The 24,433-nt window shown below is 61.3% G+C and carries 27 protein-coding genes; 8 read left to right on the top strand and 19 right to left on the bottom strand.

Features of this window, described 5'->3' with window-relative positions; translation table 11 throughout:
* Positions 1 to 100: 100 nt before the first annotated feature.
* The 5 genes from LCH97_RS14305 (at position 101) to LCH97_RS14285 (ending at position 3,691) form a co-directional block, all read left to right on the top strand.
* Positions 101 to 709 (top strand): methyl-accepting chemotaxis protein, encoded by a 609-nt coding sequence (locus LCH97_RS14305; RefSeq protein WP_227302279.1) that lies wholly within the window; start codon positions 101 to 103, stop codon positions 707 to 709.
* Positions 706 to 1,458, top strand: coding sequence for an MBL fold metallo-hydrolase (locus tag LCH97_RS14300; protein ID WP_227302278.1), 753 nt, complete (start codon positions 706 to 708; stop codon positions 1,456 to 1,458). Before LCH97_RS14305 ends, LCH97_RS14300 begins: the two co-directional genes overlap by 4 nt.
* Positions 1,459 to 1,550: 92 nt before the next feature.
* Positions 1,551 to 1,781 (top strand): hypothetical protein, encoded by a 231-nt coding sequence (locus tag LCH97_RS14295; RefSeq protein ID WP_017509453.1) that lies wholly within the window; start codon positions 1,551 to 1,553, stop codon positions 1,779 to 1,781.
* A gap of 123 nt (positions 1,782 to 1,904) precedes the next feature.
* On the top strand, positions 1,905 to 2,936 hold the full coding sequence (ltaE, locus tag LCH97_RS14290) for a low-specificity L-threonine aldolase (protein WP_227302277.1): 1,032 nt from the start codon (positions 1,905 to 1,907) through the stop codon (positions 2,934 to 2,936).
* Positions 2,933 to 3,691, top strand: coding sequence for a sulfite exporter TauE/SafE family protein (locus LCH97_RS14285; RefSeq protein WP_227302276.1), 759 nt, complete (start codon positions 2,933 to 2,935; stop codon positions 3,689 to 3,691). Before ltaE ends, LCH97_RS14285 begins: the two co-directional genes overlap by 4 nt.
* A 34-nt stretch (positions 3,692 to 3,725) precedes the next feature.
* Here the strand turns inward: LCH97_RS14285 and LCH97_RS14280 are convergent, their stop codons facing one another.
* Entirely contained in the window at positions 3,726 to 4,415 is a 690-nt protein-coding gene (locus LCH97_RS14280; RefSeq protein WP_227302275.1) for a carboxymuconolactone decarboxylase family protein, read from the bottom strand.
* A 10-nt stretch (positions 4,416 to 4,425) separates the two neighbouring features.
* Complete coding sequence (locus LCH97_RS14275) at positions 4,426 to 5,202, bottom strand: SDR family NAD(P)-dependent oxidoreductase (protein ID WP_227302274.1); 777 nt, start codon at positions 5,200 to 5,202, stop codon at positions 4,426 to 4,428.
* Between the two features lie 122 nt (positions 5,203 to 5,324).
* Here LCH97_RS14275 and LCH97_RS14270 point away from each other — a divergent pair, with 122 nt between their 5' ends.
* Positions 5,325 to 6,227 carry a LysR family transcriptional regulator gene (locus LCH97_RS14270; RefSeq protein WP_227302273.1) on the top strand — a complete coding sequence of 301 codons (903 nt, stop codon included), beginning with the start codon at positions 5,325 to 5,327 and terminating at the stop codon, positions 6,225 to 6,227.
* 3 nt (positions 6,228 to 6,230) lie between these two features.
* Here the strand turns inward: LCH97_RS14270 and LCH97_RS14265 are convergent, their stop codons facing one another.
* Complete coding sequence (locus LCH97_RS14265; protein WP_227302272.1) at positions 6,231 to 6,719, bottom strand: Ivy family c-type lysozyme inhibitor; 489 nt, start codon at positions 6,717 to 6,719, stop codon at positions 6,231 to 6,233.
* Positions 6,720 to 6,870: 151 nt separating this feature from the next.
* Here LCH97_RS14265 and LCH97_RS14260 point away from each other — a divergent pair, with 151 nt between their 5' ends.
* Both LCH97_RS14260 and LCH97_RS14255 read left to right on the top strand, forming a co-directional pair.
* Complete coding sequence (locus LCH97_RS14260; protein ID WP_227302271.1) at positions 6,871 to 8,922, top strand: prolyl oligopeptidase family protein; 2,052 nt, start codon at positions 6,871 to 6,873, stop codon at positions 8,920 to 8,922.
* 4 nt (positions 8,923 to 8,926) lie between these two features.
* The gene (locus LCH97_RS14255; RefSeq protein ID WP_227302270.1) at positions 8,927 to 9,436 is read left to right on the top strand and encodes a GNAT family N-acetyltransferase; all 510 of its coding nucleotides are present in this window, start codon (positions 8,927 to 8,929) and stop codon (positions 9,434 to 9,436) included.
* A gap of 85 nt (positions 9,437 to 9,521) precedes the next feature.
* Here LCH97_RS14255 and LCH97_RS14250 read toward each other — a convergent pair whose 3' ends face one another.
* The 16 genes from LCH97_RS14250 to LCH97_RS14175 form a co-directional block, all read right to left on the bottom strand.
* On the bottom strand, positions 9,522 to 9,866 hold the full coding sequence (locus LCH97_RS14250; RefSeq protein WP_227302269.1) for a zinc ribbon domain-containing protein YjdM: 345 nt from the start codon (positions 9,864 to 9,866) through the stop codon (positions 9,522 to 9,524).
* Between the two features lie 168 nt (positions 9,867 to 10,034).
* Complete coding sequence (locus LCH97_RS14245; protein ID WP_227302268.1) at positions 10,035 to 10,460, bottom strand: hypothetical protein; 426 nt, start codon at positions 10,458 to 10,460, stop codon at positions 10,035 to 10,037.
* A 455-nt stretch (positions 10,461 to 10,915) separates the two neighbouring features.
* On the bottom strand, positions 10,916 to 11,848 hold the full coding sequence (locus LCH97_RS14240) for an IS5 family transposase (protein WP_227301451.1): 933 nt from the start codon (positions 11,846 to 11,848) through the stop codon (positions 10,916 to 10,918).
* Positions 11,849 to 12,301: 453 nt separating this feature from the next.
* The gene (glmS, locus tag LCH97_RS14235) at positions 12,302 to 14,131 is read right to left on the bottom strand and encodes a glutamine--fructose-6-phosphate transaminase (isomerizing) (protein WP_227302267.1); all 1,830 of its coding nucleotides are present in this window, start codon (positions 14,129 to 14,131) and stop codon (positions 12,302 to 12,304) included.
* 15 nt (positions 14,132 to 14,146) lie between these two features.
* Positions 14,147 to 14,923, bottom strand: coding sequence for a DeoR/GlpR family DNA-binding transcription regulator (locus LCH97_RS14230; RefSeq protein WP_227302266.1), 777 nt, complete (start codon positions 14,921 to 14,923; stop codon positions 14,147 to 14,149).
* 143 nt (positions 14,924 to 15,066) lie between these two features.
* Positions 15,067 to 16,431, bottom strand: coding sequence for a bifunctional UDP-N-acetylglucosamine diphosphorylase/glucosamine-1-phosphate N-acetyltransferase GlmU (gene glmU, locus LCH97_RS14225; protein WP_227302265.1), 1,365 nt, complete (start codon positions 16,429 to 16,431; stop codon positions 15,067 to 15,069).
* 114 nt (positions 16,432 to 16,545) lie between these two features.
* Entirely contained in the window at positions 16,546 to 16,968 is a 423-nt protein-coding gene (locus LCH97_RS14220; protein ID WP_147685211.1) for a F0F1 ATP synthase subunit epsilon, read from the bottom strand.
* A gap of 15 nt (positions 16,969 to 16,983) precedes the next feature.
* Positions 16,984 to 18,378, bottom strand: coding sequence for a F0F1 ATP synthase subunit beta (gene atpD, locus LCH97_RS14215; RefSeq protein ID WP_017509487.1), 1,395 nt, complete (start codon positions 18,376 to 18,378; stop codon positions 16,984 to 16,986).
* 42 nt (positions 18,379 to 18,420) lie between these two features.
* Complete coding sequence (atpG, locus tag LCH97_RS14210) at positions 18,421 to 19,287, bottom strand: F0F1 ATP synthase subunit gamma (RefSeq protein ID WP_017509488.1); 867 nt, start codon at positions 19,285 to 19,287, stop codon at positions 18,421 to 18,423.
* A gap of 43 nt (positions 19,288 to 19,330) precedes the next feature.
* Positions 19,331 to 20,872: a F0F1 ATP synthase subunit alpha gene (atpA, locus tag LCH97_RS14205; protein ID WP_017509489.1), complete on the bottom strand. Its 1,542-nt coding sequence runs from the start codon at positions 20,870 to 20,872 to the stop codon at positions 19,331 to 19,333.
* Between the two features lie 8 nt (positions 20,873 to 20,880).
* Entirely contained in the window at positions 20,881 to 21,417 is a 537-nt protein-coding gene (locus LCH97_RS14200) for a F0F1 ATP synthase subunit delta (protein ID WP_017509490.1), read from the bottom strand.
* 7 nt (positions 21,418 to 21,424) lie between these two features.
* Positions 21,425 to 21,895: a F0F1 ATP synthase subunit B gene (locus tag LCH97_RS14195; protein WP_147685215.1), complete on the bottom strand. Its 471-nt coding sequence runs from the start codon at positions 21,893 to 21,895 to the stop codon at positions 21,425 to 21,427.
* A gap of 50 nt (positions 21,896 to 21,945) precedes the next feature.
* The gene (atpE, locus tag LCH97_RS14190) at positions 21,946 to 22,203 is read right to left on the bottom strand and encodes a F0F1 ATP synthase subunit C (RefSeq protein ID WP_017509492.1); all 258 of its coding nucleotides are present in this window, start codon (positions 22,201 to 22,203) and stop codon (positions 21,946 to 21,948) included.
* A 93-nt stretch (positions 22,204 to 22,296) separates the two neighbouring features.
* Positions 22,297 to 23,109: a F0F1 ATP synthase subunit A gene (gene atpB / locus LCH97_RS14185; RefSeq protein ID WP_017509493.1), complete on the bottom strand. Its 813-nt coding sequence runs from the start codon at positions 23,107 to 23,109 to the stop codon at positions 22,297 to 22,299.
* A 9-nt stretch (positions 23,110 to 23,118) separates the two neighbouring features.
* Positions 23,119 to 23,481 (bottom strand): ATP synthase subunit I, encoded by a 363-nt coding sequence (locus LCH97_RS14180; RefSeq protein ID WP_017509494.1) that lies wholly within the window; start codon positions 23,479 to 23,481, stop codon positions 23,119 to 23,121.
* Positions 23,482 to 23,571: 90 nt separating this feature from the next.
* Positions 23,572 to 24,432 carry a ParB/RepB/Spo0J family partition protein gene (locus tag LCH97_RS14175; RefSeq protein ID WP_227302264.1) on the bottom strand — a complete coding sequence of 287 codons (861 nt, stop codon included), beginning with the start codon at positions 24,430 to 24,432 and terminating at the stop codon, positions 23,572 to 23,574.
* Position 24,433 lies beyond the last annotated feature (1 nt).

The raw sequence follows: 24,433 nt of genomic DNA, 5'->3' as shown, positions 1-24,433 counted from the left end.
GACACCAGCCCATTACGCGAGTACATATATCGAAAGAACTAGGGCATACCCCCACGCCCTTTGCTAGACTGCCACCATAGCCACATGCAAGGAGCGGGCTTTGAGCAATAAGGCAATACACAATACATCGTCTGGCGAGCTGGCTGGCTTTGTGCGGCTGAACGAAGGTATCAAGGGGGTGGTACTGATTGCCTTCCAGATCAACATCATGGCGCTGAACGCCATCTTGCTGGCGCACCGTGCCGGCGAGGTAGCGCTGGGCTTTGGCGTGATCTCGAAAGAGCTGCGCAGCCTGTCGGTCGAGCTTACCGGCCTGATGCAGGAGCTCTCCAACGATGCCTACCTGGCGGTAAACCTGATCTCCGACCTGCTGCGCCAGGAGCGGCGCTACCGGCTGCTGAAAAAAGCTACCGACCTGGTAGCCAACCCGTCCCCCGCCCTGCGTGATGTCATGGTACGGCGCGAAGAAGAATTCAGCCTGATCACCCACCGCGTGCGCGACGTGCGCCTGCGCCTGCTGGACCGCCTGGAAGACGCCCGCAAGCTGTGCCAGTTTGGCACCGCCATTTCGCGCTCGGCCAAGATCGAAGCCGCCTACGGCCGCGAGTACGGCCGCGCGCTGGCCGAGGTCAGCCAGGAATTTGACCAGAAAATACAGAACATCCTGCCCTCCATCGAGGCGCTGTGCACAGGAATGCAAAGAAGATGAAGACCGCCCAGACCATCTACCAGGAAGGCAGCCACCGCTGGGTCGTCATCGCCCGCGACCCGTCCAAGCCCAACTGCGTGATCGACACCAACGAATACCTGATCAGCCGCGAAGGCGACAATCTGCTAACCGACCCCGGTGGCAGCGAAATCTTCCCCGCCGTGTTTGCCGCGCTGTCCACCATTGTGGACCCGATGGCTATCCGCTACCTGTTTGCCTCGCACCAGGACCCGGACATCATCTCGTCGCTGGGCCTGTGGCTGGAATGCAACCCCGATATCCGCTGCTACGTGAGCCGCCTGTGGAGCAGCTTCATCCCGCACTTTGGCGGCGACGAAAACTCGCTGGCCGCCATCCCGGACGAGGGCATGAGCATGCCGCTGGGCAGCGGCCAGATCGAGTACGTACCGGCGCACTTCCTGCACTCTTCCGGCAACTTCCACCTGTACGACCCGGACGCCCGCATCCTGTTTAGCGGCGACGTGGGCGCGGCCCTGATGCCACCGGAAGAGGACGAGCTGTTCGTGCGTGACTTCGACAAGCACATCCGCCACGCCGAAGGCTTCCACCGCCGCTGGATGGGCTCGACCGAAGCCAAGCTGGACTGGTGCGAGCGCGCCAGCCGCATGAAGATCGACATGTTGTGCCCCCAGCACGGCAGCATTTACCAGGGCGAAGACGTGATGCGCTTCATCAACTGGTTTGCCGAGCTGCCGGTAGGCCTGTCCACTTTCCGCCACCGCCGTTAAGCAAGATGACTTGAAATAAGCCGGCCATCTTCCTAAGTTGAAGAACCTCCGCTGCCAGCGGAGGTTCTTGTCTTTTATGGGAGAGCATCCTGATGAAGTCGCCGCGCTTTGATATAGACCTGGACAAACACTACAAGGCCACCGTGGTCATCGCCTGCCCCGCTTGCGGGCACGAAAACCGCCACCACCTGGCCAGCCTGCAGCCCGACAGTACCCTGGCTTGCGTGTGCGGTAGTGATATCAGCCTGACCGCCTACGGCCTGCAAAGCGCCCATGACAAAGCCGCTGCCATTAAAGCGGCTTACCACATCAACGCCGCCTGAACACTGTTTTGGCAAAATCATGCTTCTATAAGCACAGCCCCTGCTGGCACAATCAGGCAAATGCCTGAATCACGACAACGGCAACCTTCGGGTTGCCGTTTTTCTTCCCGCACAGGAGCCAGCATGTCCACCGTTACCGATTTGCGCAGCGATACCGTCACCCACCCCACCCCGGCCATGCGCCAGGCCATGGCCAACGCCATCGTTGGCGACGACGTTTACGGCGACGACCCTACCGTACGCGAGCTGGAAACGTTGGCCGCACGCCTGCTGGGCAAAGAAGCCGCACTGTTCGTGCCCAGCGGCAACTTTGGCAACCAGCTGGCGCTGTTTACCCACTGCCAGCGCGGCGACGAGGTGATTCTGGGCGACGACTGCCATATCGTGTGGCACGAAACCGGCGGCGCCGCCGTCATTGCCGGCGTGCAGCTGCGCACCATCGCCAGTGCTAACGGCGTACTGCCCGCCGCCGAGGTGAAAAAACGCATCCGTGACGGCGAAGACATCCACTGGCCGCGCACCGGCCTGATCTGCCTGGAAAACGCGCACAGCAACGGCTGCGTCATCCAGCTGGCCGACATGGCGGCGGTGTGGGAGGTGGCACAGCAGCACGGCGTACCGGTGCACCTGGACGGCGCGCGCGTGTTCAACGCCGCCGTGCACCTGGGCTGCGACGTGCGTGACATCACCCGCTACAGCGACACCGTGATGTGCTGCCTGTCCAAGGGCCTGGCCGCACCGGTGGGCTCCATCCTGGCCGGCCCGGCTGCCTTCATCGCCCGCGCCCGCAAAAACCGCAAGCTGCTGGGCGGCGGCCTGCGCCAGGCCGGCGTACTGGCCGCGCCGGGCCTGCTGGCGCTCACCGACATGGTGGCGCGCCTGCCGGAAGACCACGCCAACGCCCGCTATCTGGCCGAACAGCTGGCCGCCTTGCCCGGCGTGGAAGTGAACCTGGACGATGTCCACATCAATATGGTGTGGTTCCGCCTGCCCGCCACGCTGGACAGCAGCCGCCTGATGGCCGCGCTGGCTGCGGCCAACATCAAGGCCAACGGGCCGGAACACGGCCTGATGCGGCTGGTAACGCACTGGCAGGTTGGCCGCAGCGAGCTGGACCGCGTCGTCGCCGTATTCGCCAGCGTGCTGGCCGCATGACGCTCACCGTCGCGCTAGCGCTGTTTGCCGCCGCTTTCGCCGCCGGCGGCCTCAACGCCGTGGCCGGTGGCGGCACGCTGATTACCTTCCCGGCACTGGTGGCCGCCGGCGTACCGCCCATCGTGGCCAACGCCACCAGCTCGGTATCGCAATGGCCAGGCTACGTGGCCAGCAGCCTCACCTTCCGCCGCGAGCTCGCCGGCCAGCGCGCCATGGCAGGCATGAGTATCGCCAGCGTACTGGGCGGCCTGGCGGGCGGCTGGCTGGTCACCGTGGTGTCGCCCCGGCTGTTCGACGTGCTGATCCCGTGGCTGATCCTGCTCGCCACCGCCATGTTTGCCTTCAGCGCCACGCTCACGCGCTGGATGAGCCAGCACGCGGCCAACGTTGGCCGCAGCACCGGCGCGCTGCTGCTGGGGCAGTTCGTAGTCAGCATTTACGGCGGTTTCTTCGGCGGCGGCATGGGCATCATGATGCTGGCGCTGTACAGCCTGTTTGCGCTGGACACGCTCACCCGCATGAACGCGCTGAAAACCTGGCTGTCGGTACTGATCTCCGGCGTAGCCGTGCTCACCTTCATCGCAGCCGGGCTGGTGGACTGGCCCGCCGCGCTGGTGATGCTGGCCGGCACCATCTGCGGCGGCGTGGCCGGCGCCCGCCTCGCCCGCCGCCTGCCGGCGCTGTGGCTAAAGCGGGTGGTAGTGGCGCTGGGCAGCGTACTCACCGCCGCGTTTTTCTGGAAGGTGTACGGCTAGACACGCGGCCAAGCCTGCAAGCTTGGCCGCCGCCTTACGCCGCGTCGCGTTCGGCAAATACCTCTTTTGCCGCCAGTACCGCGTTGATGGCCGCCGGGAAGCCGGCGTATACCGCCATCTGCGTCAGCACCGCGATGACCTCGTCGCGGCTGCAGCCTACGTTCAGCGCACCGTGCAAATGCACCTTCAACTGCGGTGTGGCATAGCCCAGCGCAGCCAGCGCCGCGATGGTGGCGATCTCGCGCTCCTTCAGCGTCAGCACTTCGTCCTGGTATACCTCGCCAAACGGAAAGGCGATGGTGTACGCGGCCAACGCCGGGGCCACGCCTTGCAATGCATCGATGACGCGCTGGCCGGCTTCGCCATCCACCTGCGCCAGCCGCGCCAGGCCCCGCGCGTAGCGGGTGGCGCCGTCATCCGGCTGCGCGGGCGCCAGCGGCGGCAGCGTGGCCAACGGCCAGTGTTGCAGCAGCCGGGTAAGGCCGCGCGCCTGGTAGGCCACGGTATGCGCAGCGGCGTGGTGGGCGGCAAAGGCGTCGGCGTCGCGAAAGCTTTCCAGCAGCCAGAAGCCGGCGGTGTCATCGGTTTGCTGCAGTGGCTCGAAACGCAGGCAACCGGGCTCGCGCCGGGTGTGCCAGCATAGCTGCTGCAGCGCCAGGCGGGCGTCCTCGACGGCCACACCGTCGCACAGGCCCAGGCGAGCGATCAGGGTATACGGGGTCATGGCGGGCTCCTCAGGCAACGGTGTAACCGCCGTCCAGCACCAGGTTGTGGCCACTGGCAAAGCTGGCTGCATCGGACAGCAAGAACAGCACGGCAGCGGCGATTTCGTGTGGCTGGCCGTCGCGGCCAGCCGGGGTGGTGGCGGTAAACGCCTCACGGCTGGCTGCATCGCCAAAACCCTGCGCCGACATGCGGCTGGCCACCACGCCGGGGCTGACGCTGTTGATGCGGATACCCTGGCCGTAGTACTCCAGCGCGGCGGTGCGAGTGAGGCCCAGCAGCGCGTGCTTGCTCACCACGTACGGGCTGATGCCGCCAAAGCCCACCTGGCCGGCAATCGACACATTGTTGACGATGGCGCCGCCGCTGGCCAGCAGCGCGGCGATCTGGTGGCGCATGGCCCAGAACACGCTGCGTACATTGCTGTCCAGGCTCATCTGTAGCGCGTGGTCGTCCTGCAGGTGCAGCGGCGCAGGCGGGCACAACCAGCCGGCGTTGTTGAAGGCGCCGTCCAGGCGGCCGAAGTGGCGCACCGCCGCGTCTACCGAGGCGGCGATATCGGCTTCGCGCAGCACGTCGGTACGGTGAAACAGGGCGCGACCACCGGCGGCTTCGATATCGCGCGCTACTAGCGCGGCCTGTTCGGCGTCGCGTGCGGCCAACAGCACGTTGGCGCCGGCGGCGCCCAGCGCACGGGCGGTAGCGGCGCCAATGCCGGAGGCCGCACCGCTCAGCCAGAAGGTTTTACCCGCCAGTGTGCTGGCGATGGGGAGAGTGGGGGTGGTCATCGTGCATTCCCTTGCAGACAGGGCCCAACCGGGGTGGCTGTAGCCATGCTGACAGCGTAAGGCAAGGCATTACCCGCTACAATCCAGGCTATCTTTCTTGCTTTGCTGAGCAAAATTCACCAATGACACCACCGCTAAACGAGCTGTACGCCTTTGCCTGCGTGGCACGCCACCGCAGTTTTCGCGCTGCAGCGCTGGAGCTGGGCGTCAGCGCGTCGGCGCTTAGCCACAGCTTGCGCCAGCTGGAGGCGCGGCTGCAGGTGCGGCTGCTACACCGCACCACGCGCAGCGTTACCGCCACCGAGGCCGGCGAAGCGCTACTGGCGCGGCTGGGGCCGGCGCTGGGGCAGATCGACAGCGCGCTGGAGGCGGTCAACGACTATCGTGCCCAGCCACAAGGCCTGCTGCGGCTGAACGTGCCGCGCACTGCGGCCTACTTGCTGCTGATGCCGCTGTTGCCGGGCTTTCTGCAGCGCTACCCGGGTATTCAGCTGGACGTGGTATGCGATGACACGCTGGTGGATATCGTCGGTGCGGGTTTCGACGCCGGCATGCGCTTTGGCGAAACGCTGGCTGCCGACATGGTGGCAGTGCCGGTGGGGCCGCCGATGCGCTTTGCCGTCATCGCCAGCCCCGGCTACCTGGCGCAACACGGCACGCCACAGCACCCGGCCGAGCTGGCGCGGCACGCCGGCATCCGCCACCGTTTCGGCAACGGGCCACTATACGCGTGGGAGCTGGCCAAGGATGGCGAGGCGCTGACAGTACAGCCGCAAGGGCAACTGACGCTGGGGGAGCAACCGCTGATGGTGGAAGCCGCTGCCGCCGGGCTGGGCATTGCGCTGGTTTTTGAAGGCTACGCCGCGGCGGCGATGGCCGACGGCCGGGTGACGCGCATCCTGGCCGACTGGTGCCCTGCCATGCCTGGGCTGTACCTGTACTACCCCAGCGGCCGCCACCTGCCGCAGGCCATGCGCTTGTGGATCGACTACCTGAAGGCCGCGCTGGCGGCCAACCCTGGCTAGCGCTTACGGCAACACCAGCGGCAGCGGTGTGCTGTCGGTGAGCTTGCCGGCCAGTGGCGAGGCGGGGTCGTTTTCGTCTTGCAGCAGCGCTTTTTGTGCGGCAGACGGGCGGCCTAGCCACACCTCGCTGCCGTCTTCACGGGTGTAGCGCGCCACCAGTTGCTGGCGGCGCGGCTGGTAGAGCACCCACAGCTGATGCGGGCAGTTGTGCGGCTGGCACACGCTGCCGCGCAGGTAGAGCTCGCGCCCTTGCTGTATCGGCAGTAGCGGCGACATCACCCCCGCAGCCACCCAGGCGGGGGCCTTGTTGCCGCTGCCGCGGAACACGGCCTGCACGGCGGTGCGAAAGGCACGGTCGCCGCTATACACATCGCCAAAATAGGCACAGCTGGCCTGTGTCTTGCACGTGGCCGCCTGGCGGGCGGTAACAGGCTTGGCCCATAGCGGGCTGGCGGCCAGCAAGGTGGCCAGTATCAGGGCGGTTTTCTGCATGGCAAGCTCCGGTAGCAGCAGGGATGCCTGCATTATGCCAGCTGCGTGCCCGCACCGCGCGGCCCGGCGTACCGCCCGCTTCCCTGGCCGTGCAAACTGCCGCACAATCCGCCCATTGCTGCCTTGCGGCCAACCTTTTGCCCTGCCCCCGATGACCACTCACACCGATAATTTTGCCTGGCTGGAAAGCCTGGACGACGCCGCCGCCCTGGACTGGGTAGCCGCCCAGAACGCCACGACGCGTGCGCGGCTGGACACAGACCCGCGCTTTGCCGATTTGCAAGCCAGCATTCTGGCCAACCTGCGCGACACGCGGCAGATTCCGTTTTTTGCCGAGCACGATGGCTGGCTGTACAACTTCCATCAGGACGATGCCCACCCGCGCGGCGTCTACCGCCGCACCACGCTGGACAGCTACCGCGCCAACGAACAGGCATGGCAAACGGTGATCGACATCGACCAGCTGGCCGCCGACGAAGACGTGGACTGGTACCTGGACGGCGTATCGCACTACACGCTGCAGCCCACGCGCGTGCTGCTTAGCCTTACCCCCGGCGGCAGCGATGCCACCGTCAGCCGCGAATTCGACCTGGCCAACGGCGCCTTCGTGGCTGGTGGCTTTGCCTTCCCCTACGGCAAGAACCACATCGCCTGGCGCGACCTGGACAGCGTGTTCGTGTGCCCGGCCTGGGACGACAGCCAGCTCACCCGCGCCGGCTACCCGCGCGAAGTGTGGCTGCTGCAACGCGGCCAAAGCTGGGCCGACGCGCAGCCGCTGCTGCAGCTGGACGAAGACGCGATGATGGTGGCCGCGTGGCGCTTTCTGGATGCGGCCAACCCGCTGGCACCCGGCGCCATTACCGCGTTCGACGTCATCGAGGCCTCGCAGAGCTTTTACAGCAAGACCTATTACCTATTGAGTGGCGATCGCCTGATCGCGCTACCGTTGCCGCCGCGTGCCGAAATCGAGGCCTACAGCCACGGCGACCTGATCGTCAAACTGGCGGAAGACTGGCACTTTGCCGGCCAGCACTACATCACGGGTAGCCTGCTGGCCGTGGCCTGCGCCGCCGACAGCGGCCAGCTTGGCCGCATCCAGCCGCTATTTGTGCCTGGCACGCGCCAGTCGGTAGAAATGGTAGAAGCCACGCTGGATCTGCTGGCCATCATCGTCATCGACAACGTCAAAAGCCGGCTCGATACGCTGCGCTGGGCCGACGGCCACTGGCAGCCGCACGCCAACCCGCTGCCGCAGGGCGGCGTGATCGAGTTTGCCGACCAGCCGTGGCACAGCAACCTGCTGTACTACAGCTACAGCGACTTCCTCACCCCCGCCGGCCTGTACCGGCTGGACCTGCTAGCCGGCGGCCAGCCCGAGGTGCTGCGCCAGCAACCGGCCGCGTTTGACGCCAGCGGCTACGTCGCCACCCAGTACCACGCCAGCGCGCCGGACGGCACCGCCATCCCCTACTTTGTGGTGCACCGTGCCGGGCTGGCGCAGGACGGCAACGCGCCGACGCTGCTGTACGGCTACGGCGGTTTCGAGGTGCCGATGATGCCCTACTACATGGACAACTTCGGCCCGCAATGGCTGGAAAAAGGCGGCGTGTTTGCGGTGGCCAACATCCGCGGCGGCGGCGAGTTCGGCCCGGCCTGGCACCAGGCAGCACAGGGCGTGAACCGCCAGGTGAGCTTTGACGACTTCATCGCGGTAGCCGAAGACCTGATCGCGCGCGGCATCACCCGCCCGCGCCGGCTGGGCATCGAAGGCGGCAGCAACGGCGGCCTGCTGGTAGGCGCCTGCCTTACGCAGCGCCCCGAGCTGTTTAACGCTGTAGTGTGCGAGGTGCCGCTGCTGGACATGCTGCGCTACACGCAGCTGCTGGCCGGCGCCAGCTGGGTGGACGAGTACGGCGACCCGGACGACCCCGCCGAGCGCGCCGCGCTGGCGGCCTACTCGCCCTACCACCACGTGCGTGGCGACACCGCCTACCCGCTGGCGCTGTTTACCACCAGCAGCAAGGACGACCGCGTACACCCGGCGCACGCGCGCAAGATGGTGGCGCGCCTGCAGGCGCTGGGCCACGACGCGCTGCTGTTTGAAACCGAAGGCGGCGGCCACGGCGGTAACACCGGCCAGGCGCAAACTGCCGAAGAACTGGCGCGGGTGCTGGTCTACCTGTACCGCCAGCTGATGGATTAACGCCATGACCACAACGAATCCGCAACTGACCCTGCGCCAAGCCGAGCCCCGCGACGCCGCCCGCTGTTACGCCATCGAAATCGGCGCCTACGAAGGCGACGAAGCTGCCACCGCAGAGAAAATCGCACTGCGCATTGCGCAGTACCCGGCCGGTTTTCTGGTGCTGGAATGCGATGGCGAGCTGGTCGGCTTCATCAACAGCGGCTGCGCGCACCAGGTGGAAATGGCCGACGAAGCGTTCAAGGAGCTGATCGGCCACGACCCGGCGGCGGCCAATGTGGTGATCATGTCCGTCGTGGTGGACCCGGCCTGCCAGGGCCGCGGCTACGCCGGGCTACTGATGCGCAGCTTTGTGCAGCGCATGCAGGCGGCCGGCAAGCAGGCCATCCACCTGATGTGCAAACCGCAGCACGTGGCGCTGTACACGCACCTGGGCTACCAGTACGTGCGGCCGTCGGCCTCGCTGCACGGCGGCATGCAGTGGCACGAGATGGTGATGCCGCTGGGTCATTAAGCGCTCGTGCCAGCCTGACAAAGACAAAGCCCGCTGGCAGTGCCAGCGGGCTTTTGCGTAGCGGGACCGGTTGGCCGCAGCGCTATCAGGCTTTCTTCACGAACTCCGACTTCAGGCCCATCTGGCCGATGCCGTCGATCTTGCAATCGATGTCGTGGTCGCCATCTACCAGACGGATGTTCTTCACCTTGGTGCCCACTTTCACTACCAGCGAGCTGCCTTTTACTTTCAGGTCCTTGATCACGGTTACGCTGTCGCCGTCTTGCAGCAGGTTGCCGTTGGCGTCGCGTACCACGCGGGTTTCTTCAGCTTCCACGGCGGCGGCGCCGTCTTTGGACCACTCGTGTGCGCACTCCGGGCAAACGTAGAGGCTGCCGTCTTCGTAGGTAAATTCGGACTGACAGGCCGGGCAGTTTGGTAGGGCGCTCATGCTATTCCTTTCGGGTTTGCCTTACAGGCAAAAGGGGCATTATCCCTCTTTGGGCGGGTCCTTCGCAAATTGGGGTGTCTGGCGGTGACGCATTCACTACGGCGTCTCACATGCCACATGCACGATACAAGACCCGCCACGAATTGTCTTTCTACGGCCAACCAGGCTTCATGGCTGGCCCATCTGGTATGCGCCAATCAAGAACAGCAGGCCCAGTACGCCAATCACACCGGAAGAAATTAACCAGAACTGCATACTGTTCCCGGGGAACATGGGGCGCAAAAGTGGAAACAACAGCGCACGGGCAAGCAGTACGCCTGAAATAAGAAAGAGCACCGGTCGCATCAATGGCATAACCGGAAGCCACCCCGCCCCCGCCATGGCGTATATGGCCCAAACCAGCAAAATGCAGCCAACAACAATGGCGGAAAGATGCGGCCGCCGGTCACCCGCCGCCACCGCCGCCGCAACCTTATCGCCGGCACCAAGAAGCCGGTAGCCTGCAGCCCCCCAGATAAGGCAGGCAAAATGTAGTGCTGCCGCCACGATGCACAGCACGGCAGCAAGTAAAAGGGCATGCGATGCTGTCACCATGAGAAATCTCCTTGCGGGGTCGGGTGTAGCGCTGACGCGCTACCCAGGAAAGCCAGCGATTCAATACTTGACTCTATGCGTCCATACCGCAGCACCATAAACAAGTTTTCCGCCTTTTTACAAATCATTAACGCTGCCAATGTGAAAGGACACTGCCTGTAACCTGGATAAGCCAACAGCTCATTCGAGGGTGTGGGAGCGCGCTACGGCGCGGTCGCCTTGCCACCCACCGAATGCGGCCAAGCTTGGGTAACTGGCTATTCTCCGGATACGGCTGCGCCTTAAACGGGTTACTGGCTGTACGTTAACGATCGGACGTTCACTCAACAAATGTCAACTCACCATCTCTAAAGAACAGGTACCCCCGAACCCGGTTATCAAACCGCACATCCCATTCGGGCGGCTTTGTTGCACAAATCAGCCGTAGGTCGAACTACCCCAATCCCCAGACGGATTTATCCCATACGGACCGTTTGCGGCGTGCCCAGTGCTGTGAAGCGATTCAGAATCGCTGCACAGATTTGAAGCTCCGCTACTTGCCGGTCAAAGTCCCGTGACTTAACCCGATCTGCCAGCAATTTGAAACAGTGCATCTTCGTTTCGACCAAGCTGCGGCGATGGTAGCCACTCCACTTTTTCCAGAGCGCGCGCCCCAGATACTTCACCGCTCGTAGCGACTCATTGCGAGCCTGATTGCCCCGTAAATTCCCTTTCCAGAATTGGCCATTTCGACGTGGGGGAATGATGGCTGCCGCCCCACGCTCTGCAATCGCTGCGTAACATAGGCGTGTGTCGTACGCCCCATCCGTGGTGACGGTTACCAGTCCCTCTCCCGCCGGAATTTGCGATAGCAGCTCTGGCAGCATCGTGGCATCTCCAGTGCGATTGTCGGTCACTTCCATTGCCCGGATTTCCAGCGTTTGCGCATCTATGCCCAGATGCAGCTTGCGCCATTGGCGGCGGTAATCAGCGCCATGCTTTTTCACCTTCCACTCGCCTTCACCCATCATCTTGATGCCGGTGCTATCCACCAAGAGATGCAGACAACCTTGCTTTTTCTGTACCGGGATGCGGACTTGCAGGTCTTTCTGGCGGCGGGAAAGCGTGCTGAAGTCGGGGACGGCCCAGTCAAGGCCAGCCAGGCGCAACATACTTTCGACCATACCTGTGGCTTGCCGTAGCGCCAGGCCAAAGAGGCATTTGATGGTGAGACAGAACTGGATGGCAGCATCAGAAAAAGTTAGCTGCCGTCCCCGCCTGCCGGTAGCCGGTGCCAACCAGTTCATGCCTTTGTCGAGCCAGAGAAGGAGCTGCCCTCGTTGCTTGAGGGACTGGTTGTATGACTGCCAGTTGATGGTTTGGTACTTGGGAGGAAGGGGCTTGCTCATGCGGTCATTCTACCGGACGGACGCAAGCACTGATTTGTGCAACAAAGCCCGTTTTATCCGCTCTCCGGCTAAATCCCAATATATAAAGATGACGCCCTGCAACCATTAAAAATGCCAAGAGTATACGAATAGCTACGGTAGGTACAGCCTGCCGCTCGCATCTGGGTCCAGCCCGGTATGCGAACGACACATCAGGTCAGCCCGTAACCCGGATAAGCCAACGGCGCATGCGAGCGTGATTGTCTTGGTGTTGTTACTTGGTCATCCGACAGGATGCGGCCACCCTTGGATAACCTGCCGTTCCCCGGATGCAGCTGCGCCTTATCCGGGCCCGCTAAAAGCGGCAATGCCTTATGTGGCGACGGGGCATGGGTGGCAGCAGCAGGTATGAAAAAAGGGGCCCAAGGCCCCTTTACTGTTGGTGCGGCAGCGTGATGCTGCCTGCGGCCAACCTTATTCCACGGTGACCGATTTGGCCAGGTTGCGAGGTTTGTCCACGTCGGTGCCACGCGCCAGCGCGACGTGGTAGGCCAGGATCTGCACCGGGATGGAGTGCACGATGGGGCTGAGCACACCCACGTGGCGTGGGGTGCGGATGACGTGTACGCCGTCGGAATCGACAAAGTGGCTGTCGGCGTCGGCAAACACGAACAGTTCGCCGCCACGGGCGCGTACTTCCTGCATATTGGATTTCACTTTTTCCAGCAGCACGTCGTTGGGTGCAATCACCACGACCGGCATGTTTTCGTCCACCAGCGCCAGCGGGCCGTGCTTCAGTTCGCCGGCCGGGTAGGCTTCGGCGTGGATGTAGGAAATTTCCTTCAGCTTCAGCGCGCCTTCCAGCGCGATGGGGTAATGCAGGCCACGGCCGAGGAACAGCGCGTCGTTCTTGGCGGCAAACTGGCTGCTCCAGGCCTTGATCTGCGGCTCCAGGTTCAGCGCGTGCTGCACGCTGCCCGGCAGGTGGCGCAGCTCGTCCAGGTATTGTGCCTCTTGCTCGGCACTGACGCGGCCGCGTACCTTGCCCAGCGTAACCGCCAGCGCAAACAGGCTGACCAGCTGGGTGGTGAAGGCTTTGGTGGAGGCCACGCCGATTTCGGCGCCGGCGCGGGTGTAGAACACCAGTTCGGACGCGCGCGGGATGGCGGATTCGCGTACGTTGCAGATGGACAGCGCGTGCTGGTGGCCCAGGCTCTTGGCGTATTTCAGCGCTTCCATGGTGTCCAGCGTTTCGCCGGACTGCGAGATGGTCACCACTAGGTGATTCGGGTCGGCGTAAGCGTCGCGGTAGCGGTACTCGCTGGCGATTTCCACGTCGCACACCACACCGGCGATGCTTTCGATCCAGTATTTGGCGGTGAGGCCGGCGTAGTAGCTGGTGCCGCAGGCCAGTATCTTAACGCCGCTCAGTTGCGGCAGTACGTTGGCCGCAGCGGGGCCGAACAGCTCGGGCACGAAGCCGTCGTCCAGCACCACTTCGATGGTGTCGGACAGGGCTTTGGGCTGTTCGTGGATTTCTTTCTGCATGAAGTGGCTGTACGGGCCCAGCTCCAGCGACGCCAGCGACACGTCGGACACGTGCACTTTGCGTTCTACCGGCTGGTCGTCTTTGTCGATCAGCTTCACGCTGTCGCGGGTGAGGTGGCCGATGTCGCCCTCTTCCAGGAAGATGACGCGACGGGTGGCCGACAGCACGGCGGAAACGTCGGAGGCGATGAAGTTTTCGCCTTCTCCCAGGCCCACCAGCAGCGGGCAGCCCATGCGCGCGCACACCAGTTCGTCGGGGCGGTCCAGCGCGATGACGCCGATGGCATAGGCGCCGGTGAGCTCGCGGGTGGCGCGGTGTACGGCACGGAACAGGTCTTTTTCTGCCACGTAGTACTGGTGTACCAGGTGGGCGATGACTTCGGTGTCGGTCTGCGATTCGAACACGTAGCCGGCGGCCTTCAGCGCTTCGCGTTTTTCTTCGTGGTTTTCGATGATGCCGTTATGCACCACAGCGATCAGGCCGTGCGACACGTGCGGGTGGGCGTTGTACTCGGTAACGCCGCCGTGGGTAGCCCAGCGGGTGTGGCCGATGCCCAGCTCGCCCTGCACCTGGTCGGCTTGTGCGGCCGCTTCCATTTCGGCCACGCGGCCAACCCGGCGCACGCGGGTGATGTCGCTGCCCACGTGCACGGCGATGCCGGACGAGTCGTAACCACGGTATTCCAGGCGCTTCAGGCCTTCTACCAGCACGGGAACAATATTACGACGCGCAATAGCGCCTACGATGCCGCACATACACTTCTCCTTGAATTATGAATGGGTAAAGGGCGCGCAGATCAGCGTCACGCCTTTGGCCCGGATCGTTTCCCTGGCTTCGGTTGCCAGGGCGTCGTCGGTGATCAGGGTCTGGATGCGTGCCCACGGCAGCTCCAGGTTGGGAATACGGCGGCCGATCTTGTCGGACTCCACCATCACCACTACTTCGCGCGACACTTCGGCCATCACCCGCGACAGGCCCACCAGCTCGTTAAAGGTGGTGGTGCCACGCGCCAGGTCGATGCCATCGGCGCCGATGAACAGCTGATCGAAGTCGTAAGAACGCAGCACCTGCTCGGCGATCTGGCCCTGGAACGACTCGGAATGCGGATCCCAGGTGCCGCCGGTCATCAGCAGCGTGGGTTCGTTTTCCAGCTCGCGCAGGCTACCGGCTACGTTCAGCGAATTGGTCATCACGATCAGCCCGCGCTTGTTACCCAGCAAGGGGATAATGGCGCGCGTGGTGGTGCCGCTGTCGATAATCACGCGGTTGTGGTCGCGGATGCGCTCGGCGGCGGCGCGGGCGATGGCCAGCTTTCGTTCCGAAACTTTTACCGGGTCGCTTTCGGCCACCATTTCGGTGGGCAAGGATACAGCACCACCGTAACGGCGCAGTAGCAGGCCGCCTGTTTCCAGCAAGGCCAGGTCTTTCCGGATCGTAACTTCCGAGGTGGCGAAGCGCTGGGTAAGGTCTTCAACACTCACTTCACCCCGCTCTTGTACCAGGGCCACGATGGCGTGGCGACGCTGCTGGGTGTTACGTTTGGTCATTAAAATATTTCGGTTCGTAAGTTTTTCGAAATATTAGCAGCAGGTATAGCCCATGACAAGTGAAGCATGCGCTACTGCCAGCGCCATGAAAAACCGCCAGGGCGCGGGCCGCTGGCGGTGTGGGTTGGGTACAGCAAAGCAGCTTATTTCAGCTTTTGCGGGCGCTGCCAGCCTGGCACGGTCAGCTGCTTGGCGCGGGCGACGGTAAGCTGGCCGGCGGGTGCGGTTTTAGTCAGCACAGAACCAGCACCAATGGTGGCCCCTTCTTCCAGCGTCACCGGCGCCACCATCAGGGTGCCGGAGCCGACAAACACGTTATCGCCGATAACGGTCTTGAACTTGTTCACGCCATCGTAGTTGCAGGTTACCGAGCCGGCACCCACGTTGACCTTGCTGCCGATCTGCGCATCGCCGATGTAGGTAAGGTGGTTCACCTTGGAGCCTTCGCCCACGGTGGCCTTCTTGATCTCGACAAAGTTGCCCACGTGTACGTGTGCGGCCAACTCTGCGCCCGGGCGCAGGCGGGCGTACGGGCCGATGCGGCAGGCTTCGCCCACCACGGCGTCTTCCAGGTGCGAGTACGGGGCGATGCGGGTACCGGCGGCAATACGCACGTTTTTCAGCACACAGTAGGCGCCAATCTCGACGTTATCGCCCAAGGTGACCTGGCCTTCGAACACGCAGCCAACATCGATGCTGACGTCCATGCCATGCTGCAGTTGGCCGCGGATATCGATACGGGCTGGGTCCGCCAGCATCACGCCGGCAGTCAGCAGTGCGCGCGCCTGGTTTTGCTGCAGCTGGCGTTCCAGCTCGGCCAGCTGCACCTTGTTGTTGACGCCAGCGGCTTCCCAGCAGGCTGCTACGGTAACACCCGGCACGGCGATGCCGTCGCGTACAGCCAGCTCGATCACGTCGGTCAGGTAGTACTCGCCCTGCGCGTTGCCATTGCGCAGCTCGCCCAGCCAGCCTTCCAGCTTGGCGTTGGGCAGCACCATCATGCCGGTGTTGATTTCACGGATGGCTTTCTGTTCGGCATTGCAGTCTTTGTCTTCGACAATGGCCACGATCTCGCCGGCCGCATTGCGCACGATACGGCCGTAACCGCTGGCGTCGGCCAGTACGTCGGTCAGCAGGCTCATGCCATTTTGTGCGGCAGCCAGCAGCTTCTGCAGGGTTTCTACCGTGGTGAGCGGTACGTCGCCGTACAGCACCAGGGTGCGGCCAACCTTGGGCAGCTGCGACAGGGCCATTTTCAGCGCGTGCCCGGTGCCCAGCTGTTCGGCCTGCAGTGCCCAGGCTACGTCTTCATCACGGATCTGTTCGCGCACCTGGTCACCGCCGTGGCCGTACACCACTACCATCTTGGCCGGCTGCAGCTGGCGAGCGGTGCTGATGACACGGGCCAGCATGGGTTGGCCGCCGATGGGGTGCAATACCTTGGGCATGGCCGAATACATACGCTTGCCTTTGCCGGCAGCCAGGATGACAACGCTGAGAGATTCCATAATCAAAATGCCCGGAAATTCGTATTGGATAGGTCACTATTATGCCCTAAAGCGGGCATGAAAAAGGCTGCCACTTTCGTGGCAGCCTGTAGCTTGCATCGCACTGTCGTGCGCTTAGTGCACGCGCTTGCGGAGGTATTCCAGCGCCTTGAGCTGGGCAATCGCTGCAGCCAGGGCTGCGTGGGCTTTTGCCGTATCCAGGTCGTCGGAAGCGTGCTTGAGGGCATCCTCAGCGGCACGTTTGGCCTCGTTGGCGCGAGCTTCATCCAGATCCTCACCGCGGATCGCCGTATCAGCCAGAACGGTGATGTGGGTCGGTTGCACTTCCATCATGCCACCCGACACCGCCACCAGTACCTCGTCCTTGGAACCTGGCACTGTCAAACGCAGTACACCAGGCTTGATACGGGTCAGAAGCGGCACGTGACGTGGGTAAACACCGATCTCGCCTTCCTGCGCCGGAGCCACGAGGAACTCCGCTTCGCCGGAATAGATGAGCTGTTCAGTGCTGACCACTTCCACATGCATCTTGGCCATGAGCCGTCTCCTTGATTACAGGGTCTTGGCTTTTTCGGCAGCTTCGTCGATACCGCCTACCATGTAGAACGCTTGTTCTGGCAGGTGGTCGTATTCGCCGCTGAGAATTGCCTTGAAGCCCTTGATCGTTTCCTTCAGCGGAACGTATTTGCCCGGGGAACCGGTAAATACTTCAGCTACGTGGAACGGCTGGGACAGGAAACGCTGGATCTTACGCGCGCGGTATACAACGAGTTTGTCTTCTTCAGACAGTTCGTCCATACCCAGAATCGCGATAATGTCACGCAGTTCCTTGTACTTCTGCAGCGTGGTCTGAACACCGCGGGCAACGGAGTAGTGCTCGTCGCCTACCACCAGCGGATCCAGCTGGCGGGAAGTGGAGTCCAGCGGATCTACCGCAGGGTAGATACCCAGCGATGCGATATCACGCGACAGAACCACGGTTGCATCCAAGTGAGCAAAAGTGGTGGCCGGGGACGGGTCAGTCAAGTCATCGGCAGGTACGTATACGGCCTGGATGGAAGTAATGGAACCATCCTTGGTCGAAGTAATACGCTCTTGCAGACGGCCCATCTCTTCGGCCAGGGTAGGCTGGTAACCCACTGCGGAAGGCATACGGCCCAGCAGTGCGGATACTTCGGTACCGGCCAGGGTGTAACGGTAGATGTTGTCCACGAAGAACAGAACGTCGCGGCCTTTGCCGTTTTCGTCTTTTTCGTCACGGAAATGCTCGGCCATGGTCAGACCGGTCAGCGCTACGCGCAGACGGTTGCCCGGTGGCTCGTTCATCTGGCCGTAAACCATGGCAACTTTATCCAGAACGTTCGACTCTTTCATCTCGTGATAGAAGTCGTTACCTTCACGGGTACGTTCACCAACACCGGCAAACACGGACAGACCCGAGTGAGCTTTAGCGATGTTGTTGATCAGTTCCATCATGTTTACGGTCTTGCCCACACCGGCACCACCGAACAGGCCCACTTTACCGCCTTTGGCGAACGGGCACAGCAGGTCAATAACCTTGATGCCTGTTTCCAGCAGTTCGGTAGCGGAGGACAGTTCGTCAAACTTCGGCGCAGCCTGGTGAATGGCGCGAACGTGTTCAGACGCAACTGGGCCGGCTTCATCCACCGGGCTACCCAGTACGTCCATGATACGACCCAGGGTGGCAGCGCCAACCGGTACCGAAATCGGTGCACCGGTATTGGTAATCGCCATGCCACGCTTCAGGCCGTCAGAGCTACCCATAGCAATGGTGCGCACTACGCCGTCGCCCAGCTGTTGCTGGACTTCAAGCGTCAGTTCTGCGTCAACCAGCTTCAGGGCATCATAAATCTTTGGCATGGCGTCGCGCGGGAATTCCACGTCAACCACCGGGCCAATGATTTGTACGATTTTGCCTTGGCTCATTATCGGTTCCTAACTCAATAAACTTTTACAGTCCTGCGACGGTTATACCGCAGCGGCACCAGACACGATTTCAGACAGTTCTTTGGTAATCGCTGCCTGACGCGACTTGTTGTACACAAGGCGCAGTTGCTTGATGGCATTACCGGCGTTATCTGTTGCGGCCTTCATCGCTACCATACGGGCAGCTTGTTCGGACGCCATGTTTTCGGCCACAGCCTGATACACGACAGATTCCAGGTAACGCTTCACCAGGAACTCCATGACTTCCGGTGCACTTGGCTCGTACACGTAATCCCACGAGTGGGCGTGCTCGACAACCATGTGCTCTTCGGTCAGAGGCAGCAACTGTTCCAGCGCCGGCTCCTGTTTCATCGTATTGATGAAGCGGGAGTACACGATGTAAACCGCATCCAGTTCGCCTTCAGCGTACTGTTTCAACAGCACTGTAAGCGGGCCGATCAGTTTTTCCATCTTGGGCACATCGCCCAGATGAACCGCACTTGCCACAACGTTCAGCTTGGCACGCTGGCAGGCTGCCAGGCCTTTCTGGCCCAGAGCGCAGGCTTGAATTTCAACGCCTTGCTCTTGCAGCGTGTTTACCTTGGCGTAGAAGCGCTTGAGAACGTTGGCGTTCAAGCCACCGCACAAGCCCTTGTCCGAGGTAACCACAATAATGCCTGCGCGCTTGATTTCGCTGCGACGGGCAAGCAGTGGGTGCTCCAGATCCGTATTGGCCGAAGCCAGGTGCGCCATAACAGCACGCACCTTCTCGGCGTAAGGACGGGCAGCGCGCATACGCTCTTGCGTTTTGCGCATCTTGGAGGTCGACACCATTTGCATAGCGCGGGTGATCTTCTGCGTGTTTTGCACGCTTCGGATCTTGGTGAGAATCTCTTTACCGACTGCCATATCCTGAACCTTTCTTTAACTCGAGGTATCCGAAAGACCCAGATTAGAAGCTGTAGCCAGCCTTGAACGATTCGATCGCCTTGGCCAGTACTTTTTCGTTGTCGGCAGACAGATCACCGGAAGCGTCGGTAGCGGTCAGCACGTCTGCGTGATTAGCGCGAACGTAAGCCAGGAACGCTGCTTCGAAAGCCAGGGCTTTCTTAACCGGTACGTCTTCGTAGTAACCCTTGTTCACGGACCACAGAGTCAGCGCCATTTCGGCGGTAGACAGGGTCGAGAACTGTTTCTGCTTCATCAGCTCGGTAACCACTTCACCGTGTTGCAGCTGCTTGCGGGTCGCCTCGTCCAGATCGGAAGCAAACTGCGAGAACGCAGCCAGTTCGCGGTACTGGGCCAGAGCCAGACGGATACCACCGCCCAGTTTCTTGATGACCTTGGTTTGAGCAGCGCCACCCACGCGGGATACCGAAATACCTGCGTTAATAGCAGGACGGATACCAGCGTTGAACAGGTCGGTTTCCAGGAAGATCTGACCGTCGGTAATGGAAATTACGTTGGTCGGAACGAAAGCGGAAACGTCGCCAGCTTGGGTTTCGATGATTGGCAGAGCAGTCAGCGAACCGGTTTTGCCTTTAACAGCGCCGCCAGTCAGTTTTTCTACTTCGTCTTCGTTGATGCGGGAAGCGCGTTCCAGCAGACGGGAGTGCAGGTAGAAAACGTCGCCCGGGTAAGCTTCGCGGCCCGGTGGGCGGCGCAGCAGCAGGGAGATCTGACGGTAGGCTACGGCTTGTTTGGACAGATCGTCATAAACGATCAGTGCATCTTCACCGATATCGCGGAAGAATTCGCCCATAGCGCAGCCGGAGTACGGCGCGATGAACTGCAGTGCAGCCGCTTCGGAAGCAGTCGCAGCAACCACAATGGTGTGACCCATTGCGCCGTGCTCTTCCAGCTTGCGCACTACGTTGGCGATGGAGGACGCTTTCTGACCTACGGCTACGTAGATGCAGACAACGCCTGTGCCTTTCTGGTTCACGATGGCATCCAGTGCCACAGCGGTTTTACCAGTCTGACGGTCGCCAATGATCAGTTCACGCTGGCCGCGGCCAACCGGTACCATGGAGTCGATCGACTTCAGGCCGGTTTGCATTGGCTGCGAAACGGATTGACGGGCAATAACGCCCGGAGCAATCTTTTCGATCGGGGAAGTTGTGGACGCGTTGATCGGGCCTTTGCCATCGATCGGCTGACCCAGCGCGTTTACCACGCGGCCAACCAGCTCACGACCTACCGGCACTTCCAGAATACGGCCGGTACATTTAACTTCCTGACCTTCGGAGATGTGCTCGTACTCGCCCAGGATCACGGCACCTACGGAGTCACGCTCCAGGTTCATGGCCAGGCCAAAGGTGTTGCCCGAGAACTCGAGCATTTCACCCTGCATCACGTCTGTCAGGCCATGGATACGAACGATACCGTCGGTAACGGAGATCACAGTACCTTTGGTACGGGTCTCGGCACCTTCAGCCAGGTTCTGAATCTTCGCCTTGATCAGATCGCTGATTTCAGAGGGGTTCAACTGCATGATCTCTCCTAATTCTTGAGGCTTGCTGCCATTGCCTGCAGCTTGCCGCTCACCGACGCATCAATCACGTCGTCACCAACCAGTACTCGCAGGCCACCGATCAGCTCGGGGACAACACGCACTTCAATCCGTACGGTTTTGCCGTACTTCTTGGTAAGCGTGGCGATCAGGTCAGCTTGCTGGCTTTCGTCCATCGGGTAGGCGGACTCTACTTGAGCGTCCAGCACACCTTCGGCGCGGGCCTTGAGGGCTTCAAACTGTTCGGCAATTTCAGGCAGCAGCGTCAGACGACGGTTTTCGATAAGGGTAACGATGAACTGTTTGATGTCATCATTCGCCTTGTCGCCCAGTACGTCCAAAAACAACGCCTCAATCTCTTGCGCGGTATGTTTCGGGTTCGTGACGACTTGCGTCACGTCCGGGTTCGCCACCATGGCAGCCAGCCACGCGAGCGCGTCAGACCACTTGGCTTGAGACTGCTGCTCGGTGGCAAGGCTGTATACCGCTTCGGCATAGGGCCTTGCTACGGTAATGAGTTCTGCCATGAGTTAATTAAAACTCCGCTTTGATGGAGGCTAACAGATCAGCGTGCTTGGCAGCGTCGATCTCTTTACGCAGGATCTTCTCTGCGCCGGCTACGGCCAGACCAGCTACCTGCTCGCGCAGGGCTTCCTTGGCACGCAACACTTCCTGATCGATCTGGGATTTGGCTTCGGTTACCAGCTTGGCACCTTCGGTGCGAGCGGCGTCCTTCGCCTCTTCCACGATCTGGTTGGCGCGCTTTTCAGCGGCCAGGATCAGCTCGGTAGCTTGTTGTTTAGCCTGACGAAGTTCGTCAGCAACACGCTTTTCGGCTGCTTCCAGATCCTGCTTGCCACGTTCTGCAGCGGCCAAGCCATCAGCAATACGCTTGGCACGCTCTTCCATCATGTTGGTAAGCGGAGGCCAAACAAACTTCATGGTGAACCATACCAGGATAGCGAAAGTGATCGCCTGGCCCAGTAGTGTTACGTTGAATTCCACGCTTGTTTTCCTCCAGTGTGGTTACGACAACAACCGTTTTCGCTTAAAAATTAAGCGCCAGCTTTCAGGGCAGCCAGAGCTGCAGACAGGAACGGGTTGTTGAAGGTGTACAGCATAGCTACACCCACACCGATCATGGAGATGGCGTCCAGCAGACCAGCGATAATGAACAGCTTGGTTTGCAGAACTGGGATCAGTTCCGGCTGGCGAGCGGAGGACTCCAGGAACTTGCCGCCCAGAATGGCGAAGCCCAGAGCGGTACCGATAGCACCAAGGCCAATGATCAGAGCTGCAGCCAGAGCGGTCATCGACTGGATCTGAGAAACGAGAGCTTCCATTTAAATCTCCTAAAGACTAATGCAAGGATGGTTTGAGAAAAGGTACGAAAAAACTGCTAAAAATTAGTGCTTCTCTACTGCCAGGCTCAGGTACACGATGGTCAGCATCATGAACACGAAAGCCTGCAGGGTGATCACCAGAATGTGGAAGATCGCCCATGGTGCGCCGAGCAGCCACTGAGCACCCCACGGAAGCAGCGCGATCAGGATGAAGATCAGCTCGCCGGAGTACATGTTGCCGAACAAACGCAGAGACAGCGAAATCGGTTTGGCCAGCAGCTCAACCATTTGCAGGGCAAAGTTGGCCGGTGCCAGCAGGATGGTGCCTACCGGGCCACTGGCGTGGAACGGGGCAGTAAACAGTTCTTTGATCCAGCCGCCCAGACCTTTGGCGGAGATGGAGAAACCGATAATGCAGATCAGCACGGAAATGGACAGACCGAAGGTCACGTTCACGTCGGCGGACGGCACTACACGGAAGTAAACATGGTGAGGGTCAGCACCGAAGAAGGTGAAGCCGATCCACTGGGCAGCCATCGGAATCAGGTCAACCGGCAGCATGTCCATGGCGTTCATCAGGAACACCCAGCAGAAGATGGTCAGCGCCAGCGGGGCAATGACTTTGCTCTTGGCGTGGAAAATTTCTTTTACCTGGGTGTCGACCATCTCGACGATGGATTCGACAAACAGCTGCAGCTTGCCGGGGTTTTCCAGCTTGGCGTTGCGTGCCACGTAGGCAAACACACCGGCAAACAGGAAGCCGAGGATCAGGGAAACAGAGAAGCTGTCCACGTGCAGGCTGGAGAAACCACCTTCGTGCGAAGAGTTCCAGAATGTCAGGTGGTGCTTGATGTAATCAGTTGCGTTACTTGCCATCGCTTTATCTCAATTTTTAATCAGAAGCCCGAACCAGTAAGCGGAAGTGGCTGCTATGTAGCCGCCAAACAGACCCGCCACCGACAAATCCTTGAAAAAAGCGAGAGCACCACCAAATAACAAAAGAGTCAGCACAAACTTGACTGCTTCCGCCTTGTAATGCGCCCGCATCAATTCTGCAGGAGAAACCCTGTGCACCGCGCCAGCGATGTGCACGTAAGCCAGTGCCGGCAAGATGGCACACAGCCCGCCCATCAGTGCCGACACCGGAACATTGATCGTCGCGCCAGCAACCAGCAAGCTGATCACTACGGCTAGCAGGGTAAGCCTCACCTGCAGTCGAATTACGCGTTTGGCGTCCGGATTAGTCATGTACGGCACTTAAAAAATCGGTCGATTATAGGCTTGAGCTGACGAAAGCGTCAACTTCGGCACGTCGTCTGGATAATTGCAGCAAGCCGCTCAGCCGTTTGATTTTGCTTGCAGTTTTTCCAGCAAGCCATCCAGCTCTTCCAGACTTGCATAATCGATGATGACCTTGCCCTTACCCTTGCTGCCATGACGGAAGCTGACGCTCATGCCAAGCTTATCCGACAGCATCCCTGCCAGGCGCTCGATATCGGCGTCACGCGGGGCGGCCACAGCCGCTTTGCGGCCAACCTTGGGCTCGGCCAGCGCTTGTACACGCTGCTCGACTTCACGCACGGAGAGCTGCTCGGCCACCACCGCCTGCGCCAGCGCCATTTGCTGCAACACCGGCAGCGGCAGCAATGCGCGGGCATGACCCATTTCCAACTGACCTTCGTGCAGCATGGTTTGCAGCGGTGCAGGCAGGGCCAGCAGGCGCAACAGGTTGCTGATGGCACTACGCGAGCGGCCCAGCGCATCGGCAGCCGCCTCATGCGTGAGGCCGAACTCCTCAATCAGACGCTTGATGCCCTTGGCTTCTTCCAGCGGGTCCAGCTGCTGGCGCTGGATATTCTCGATCAGGCCCATAGCCAGTGCCGACTGGTCGGCCACACTGCGCACCACCGCCGGGATGTCGGTGAGCCCGGCCAGCTGGCTGGCACGCCAGCGGCGTTCGCCAGCAATCAGTTCGTAGTCGCCCAAACCGATTTCACGTACCACGATGGGCTGAATCAGCCCCTGCGAGCGGATGGATGCGGCCAACTCTGCCAGTGCAGCTTCATCCATATGGCTGCGCGGCTGGTACTTGCCCGGGCGAATACTGCGCACAGGCAGCGTGGTCAGGCGTTCGTTGTCTGCTTCGACGGTGGAGAGGAGCGCGTCCAGGCCACGCCCGAGTCCTTTGAGTTTGGCCATA

The sequence above is a fragment of the Vogesella sp. XCS3 genome, assembly GCF_020616155.1.
Taxonomy (GTDB): domain Bacteria; phylum Pseudomonadota; class Gammaproteobacteria; order Burkholderiales; family Chromobacteriaceae; genus Vogesella.
Note: the sequence above shows the minus strand (reverse complement) of the source record. Positions and strands in the feature narration are given on the sequence as shown.

Coding starts and splice junctions, on each gene's coding strand:
- LCH97_RS14300 (WP_227302278.1), top strand. CDS start 706: ATGAAGACCGCCCAGACCATCTACCAGGAAGGCAGCCACCGCTGGGTC.
- LCH97_RS14295 (WP_017509453.1), top strand. CDS start 1,551: ATGAAGTCGCCGCGCTTTGATATAGACCTGGACAAACACTACAAGGCC.
- ltaE (WP_227302277.1), top strand. CDS start 1,905: ATGTCCACCGTTACCGATTTGCGCAGCGATACCGTCACCCACCCCACC.
- LCH97_RS14285 (WP_227302276.1), top strand. CDS start 2,933: ATGACGCTCACCGTCGCGCTAGCGCTGTTTGCCGCCGCTTTCGCCGCC.
- LCH97_RS14280 (WP_227302275.1), bottom strand. CDS start 4,415: ATGACCCCGTATACCCTGATCGCTCGCCTGGGCCTGTGCGACGGTGTG.
- LCH97_RS14275 (WP_227302274.1), bottom strand. CDS start 5,202: ATGACCACCCCCACTCTCCCCATCGCCAGCACACTGGCGGGTAAAACC.
- LCH97_RS14270 (WP_227302273.1), top strand. CDS start 5,325: ATGACACCACCGCTAAACGAGCTGTACGCCTTTGCCTGCGTGGCACGC.
- LCH97_RS14265 (WP_227302272.1), bottom strand. CDS start 6,719: ATGCAGAAAACCGCCCTGATACTGGCCACCTTGCTGGCCGCCAGCCCG.
- LCH97_RS14260 (WP_227302271.1), top strand. CDS start 6,871: ATGACCACTCACACCGATAATTTTGCCTGGCTGGAAAGCCTGGACGAC.
- LCH97_RS14255 (WP_227302270.1), top strand. CDS start 8,927: ATGACCACAACGAATCCGCAACTGACCCTGCGCCAAGCCGAGCCCCGC.
- LCH97_RS14250 (WP_227302269.1), bottom strand. CDS start 9,866: ATGAGCGCCCTACCAAACTGCCCGGCCTGTCAGTCCGAATTTACCTAC.
- LCH97_RS14245 (WP_227302268.1), bottom strand. CDS start 10,460: ATGGTGACAGCATCGCATGCCCTTTTACTTGCTGCCGTGCTGTGCATC.
- LCH97_RS14240 (WP_227301451.1), bottom strand. CDS start 11,848: ATGAGCAAGCCCCTTCCTCCCAAGTACCAAACCATCAACTGGCAGTCA.
- glmS (WP_227302267.1), bottom strand. CDS start 14,131: ATGTGCGGCATCGTAGGCGCTATTGCGCGTCGTAATATTGTTCCCGTG.
- LCH97_RS14230 (WP_227302266.1), bottom strand. CDS start 14,923: ATGACCAAACGTAACACCCAGCAGCGTCGCCACGCCATCGTGGCCCTG.
- glmU (WP_227302265.1), bottom strand. CDS start 16,431: ATGGAATCTCTCAGCGTTGTCATCCTGGCTGCCGGCAAAGGCAAGCGT.
- LCH97_RS14220 (WP_147685211.1), bottom strand. CDS start 16,968: ATGGCCAAGATGCATGTGGAAGTGGTCAGCACTGAACAGCTCATCTAT.
- atpD (WP_017509487.1), bottom strand. CDS start 18,378: ATGAGCCAAGGCAAAATCGTACAAATCATTGGCCCGGTGGTTGACGTG.
- atpG (WP_017509488.1), bottom strand. CDS start 19,287: ATGGCAGTCGGTAAAGAGATTCTCACCAAGATCCGAAGCGTGCAAAAC.
- atpA (WP_017509489.1), bottom strand. CDS start 20,872: ATGCAGTTGAACCCCTCTGAAATCAGCGATCTGATCAAGGCGAAGATT.
- LCH97_RS14200 (WP_017509490.1), bottom strand. CDS start 21,417: ATGGCAGAACTCATTACCGTAGCAAGGCCCTATGCCGAAGCGGTATAC.
- atpE (WP_017509492.1), bottom strand. CDS start 22,203: ATGACCGCTCTGGCTGCAGCTCTGATCATTGGCCTTGGTGCTATCGGT.
- atpB (WP_017509493.1), bottom strand. CDS start 23,109: ATGGCAAGTAACGCAACTGATTACATCAAGCACCACCTGACATTCTGG.
- LCH97_RS14180 (WP_017509494.1), bottom strand. CDS start 23,481: ATGACTAATCCGGACGCCAAACGCGTAATTCGACTGCAGGTGAGGCTT.
- LCH97_RS14175 (WP_227302264.1), bottom strand. CDS start 24,432: ATGGCCAAACTCAAAGGACTCGGGCGTGGCCTGGACGCGCTCCTCTCC.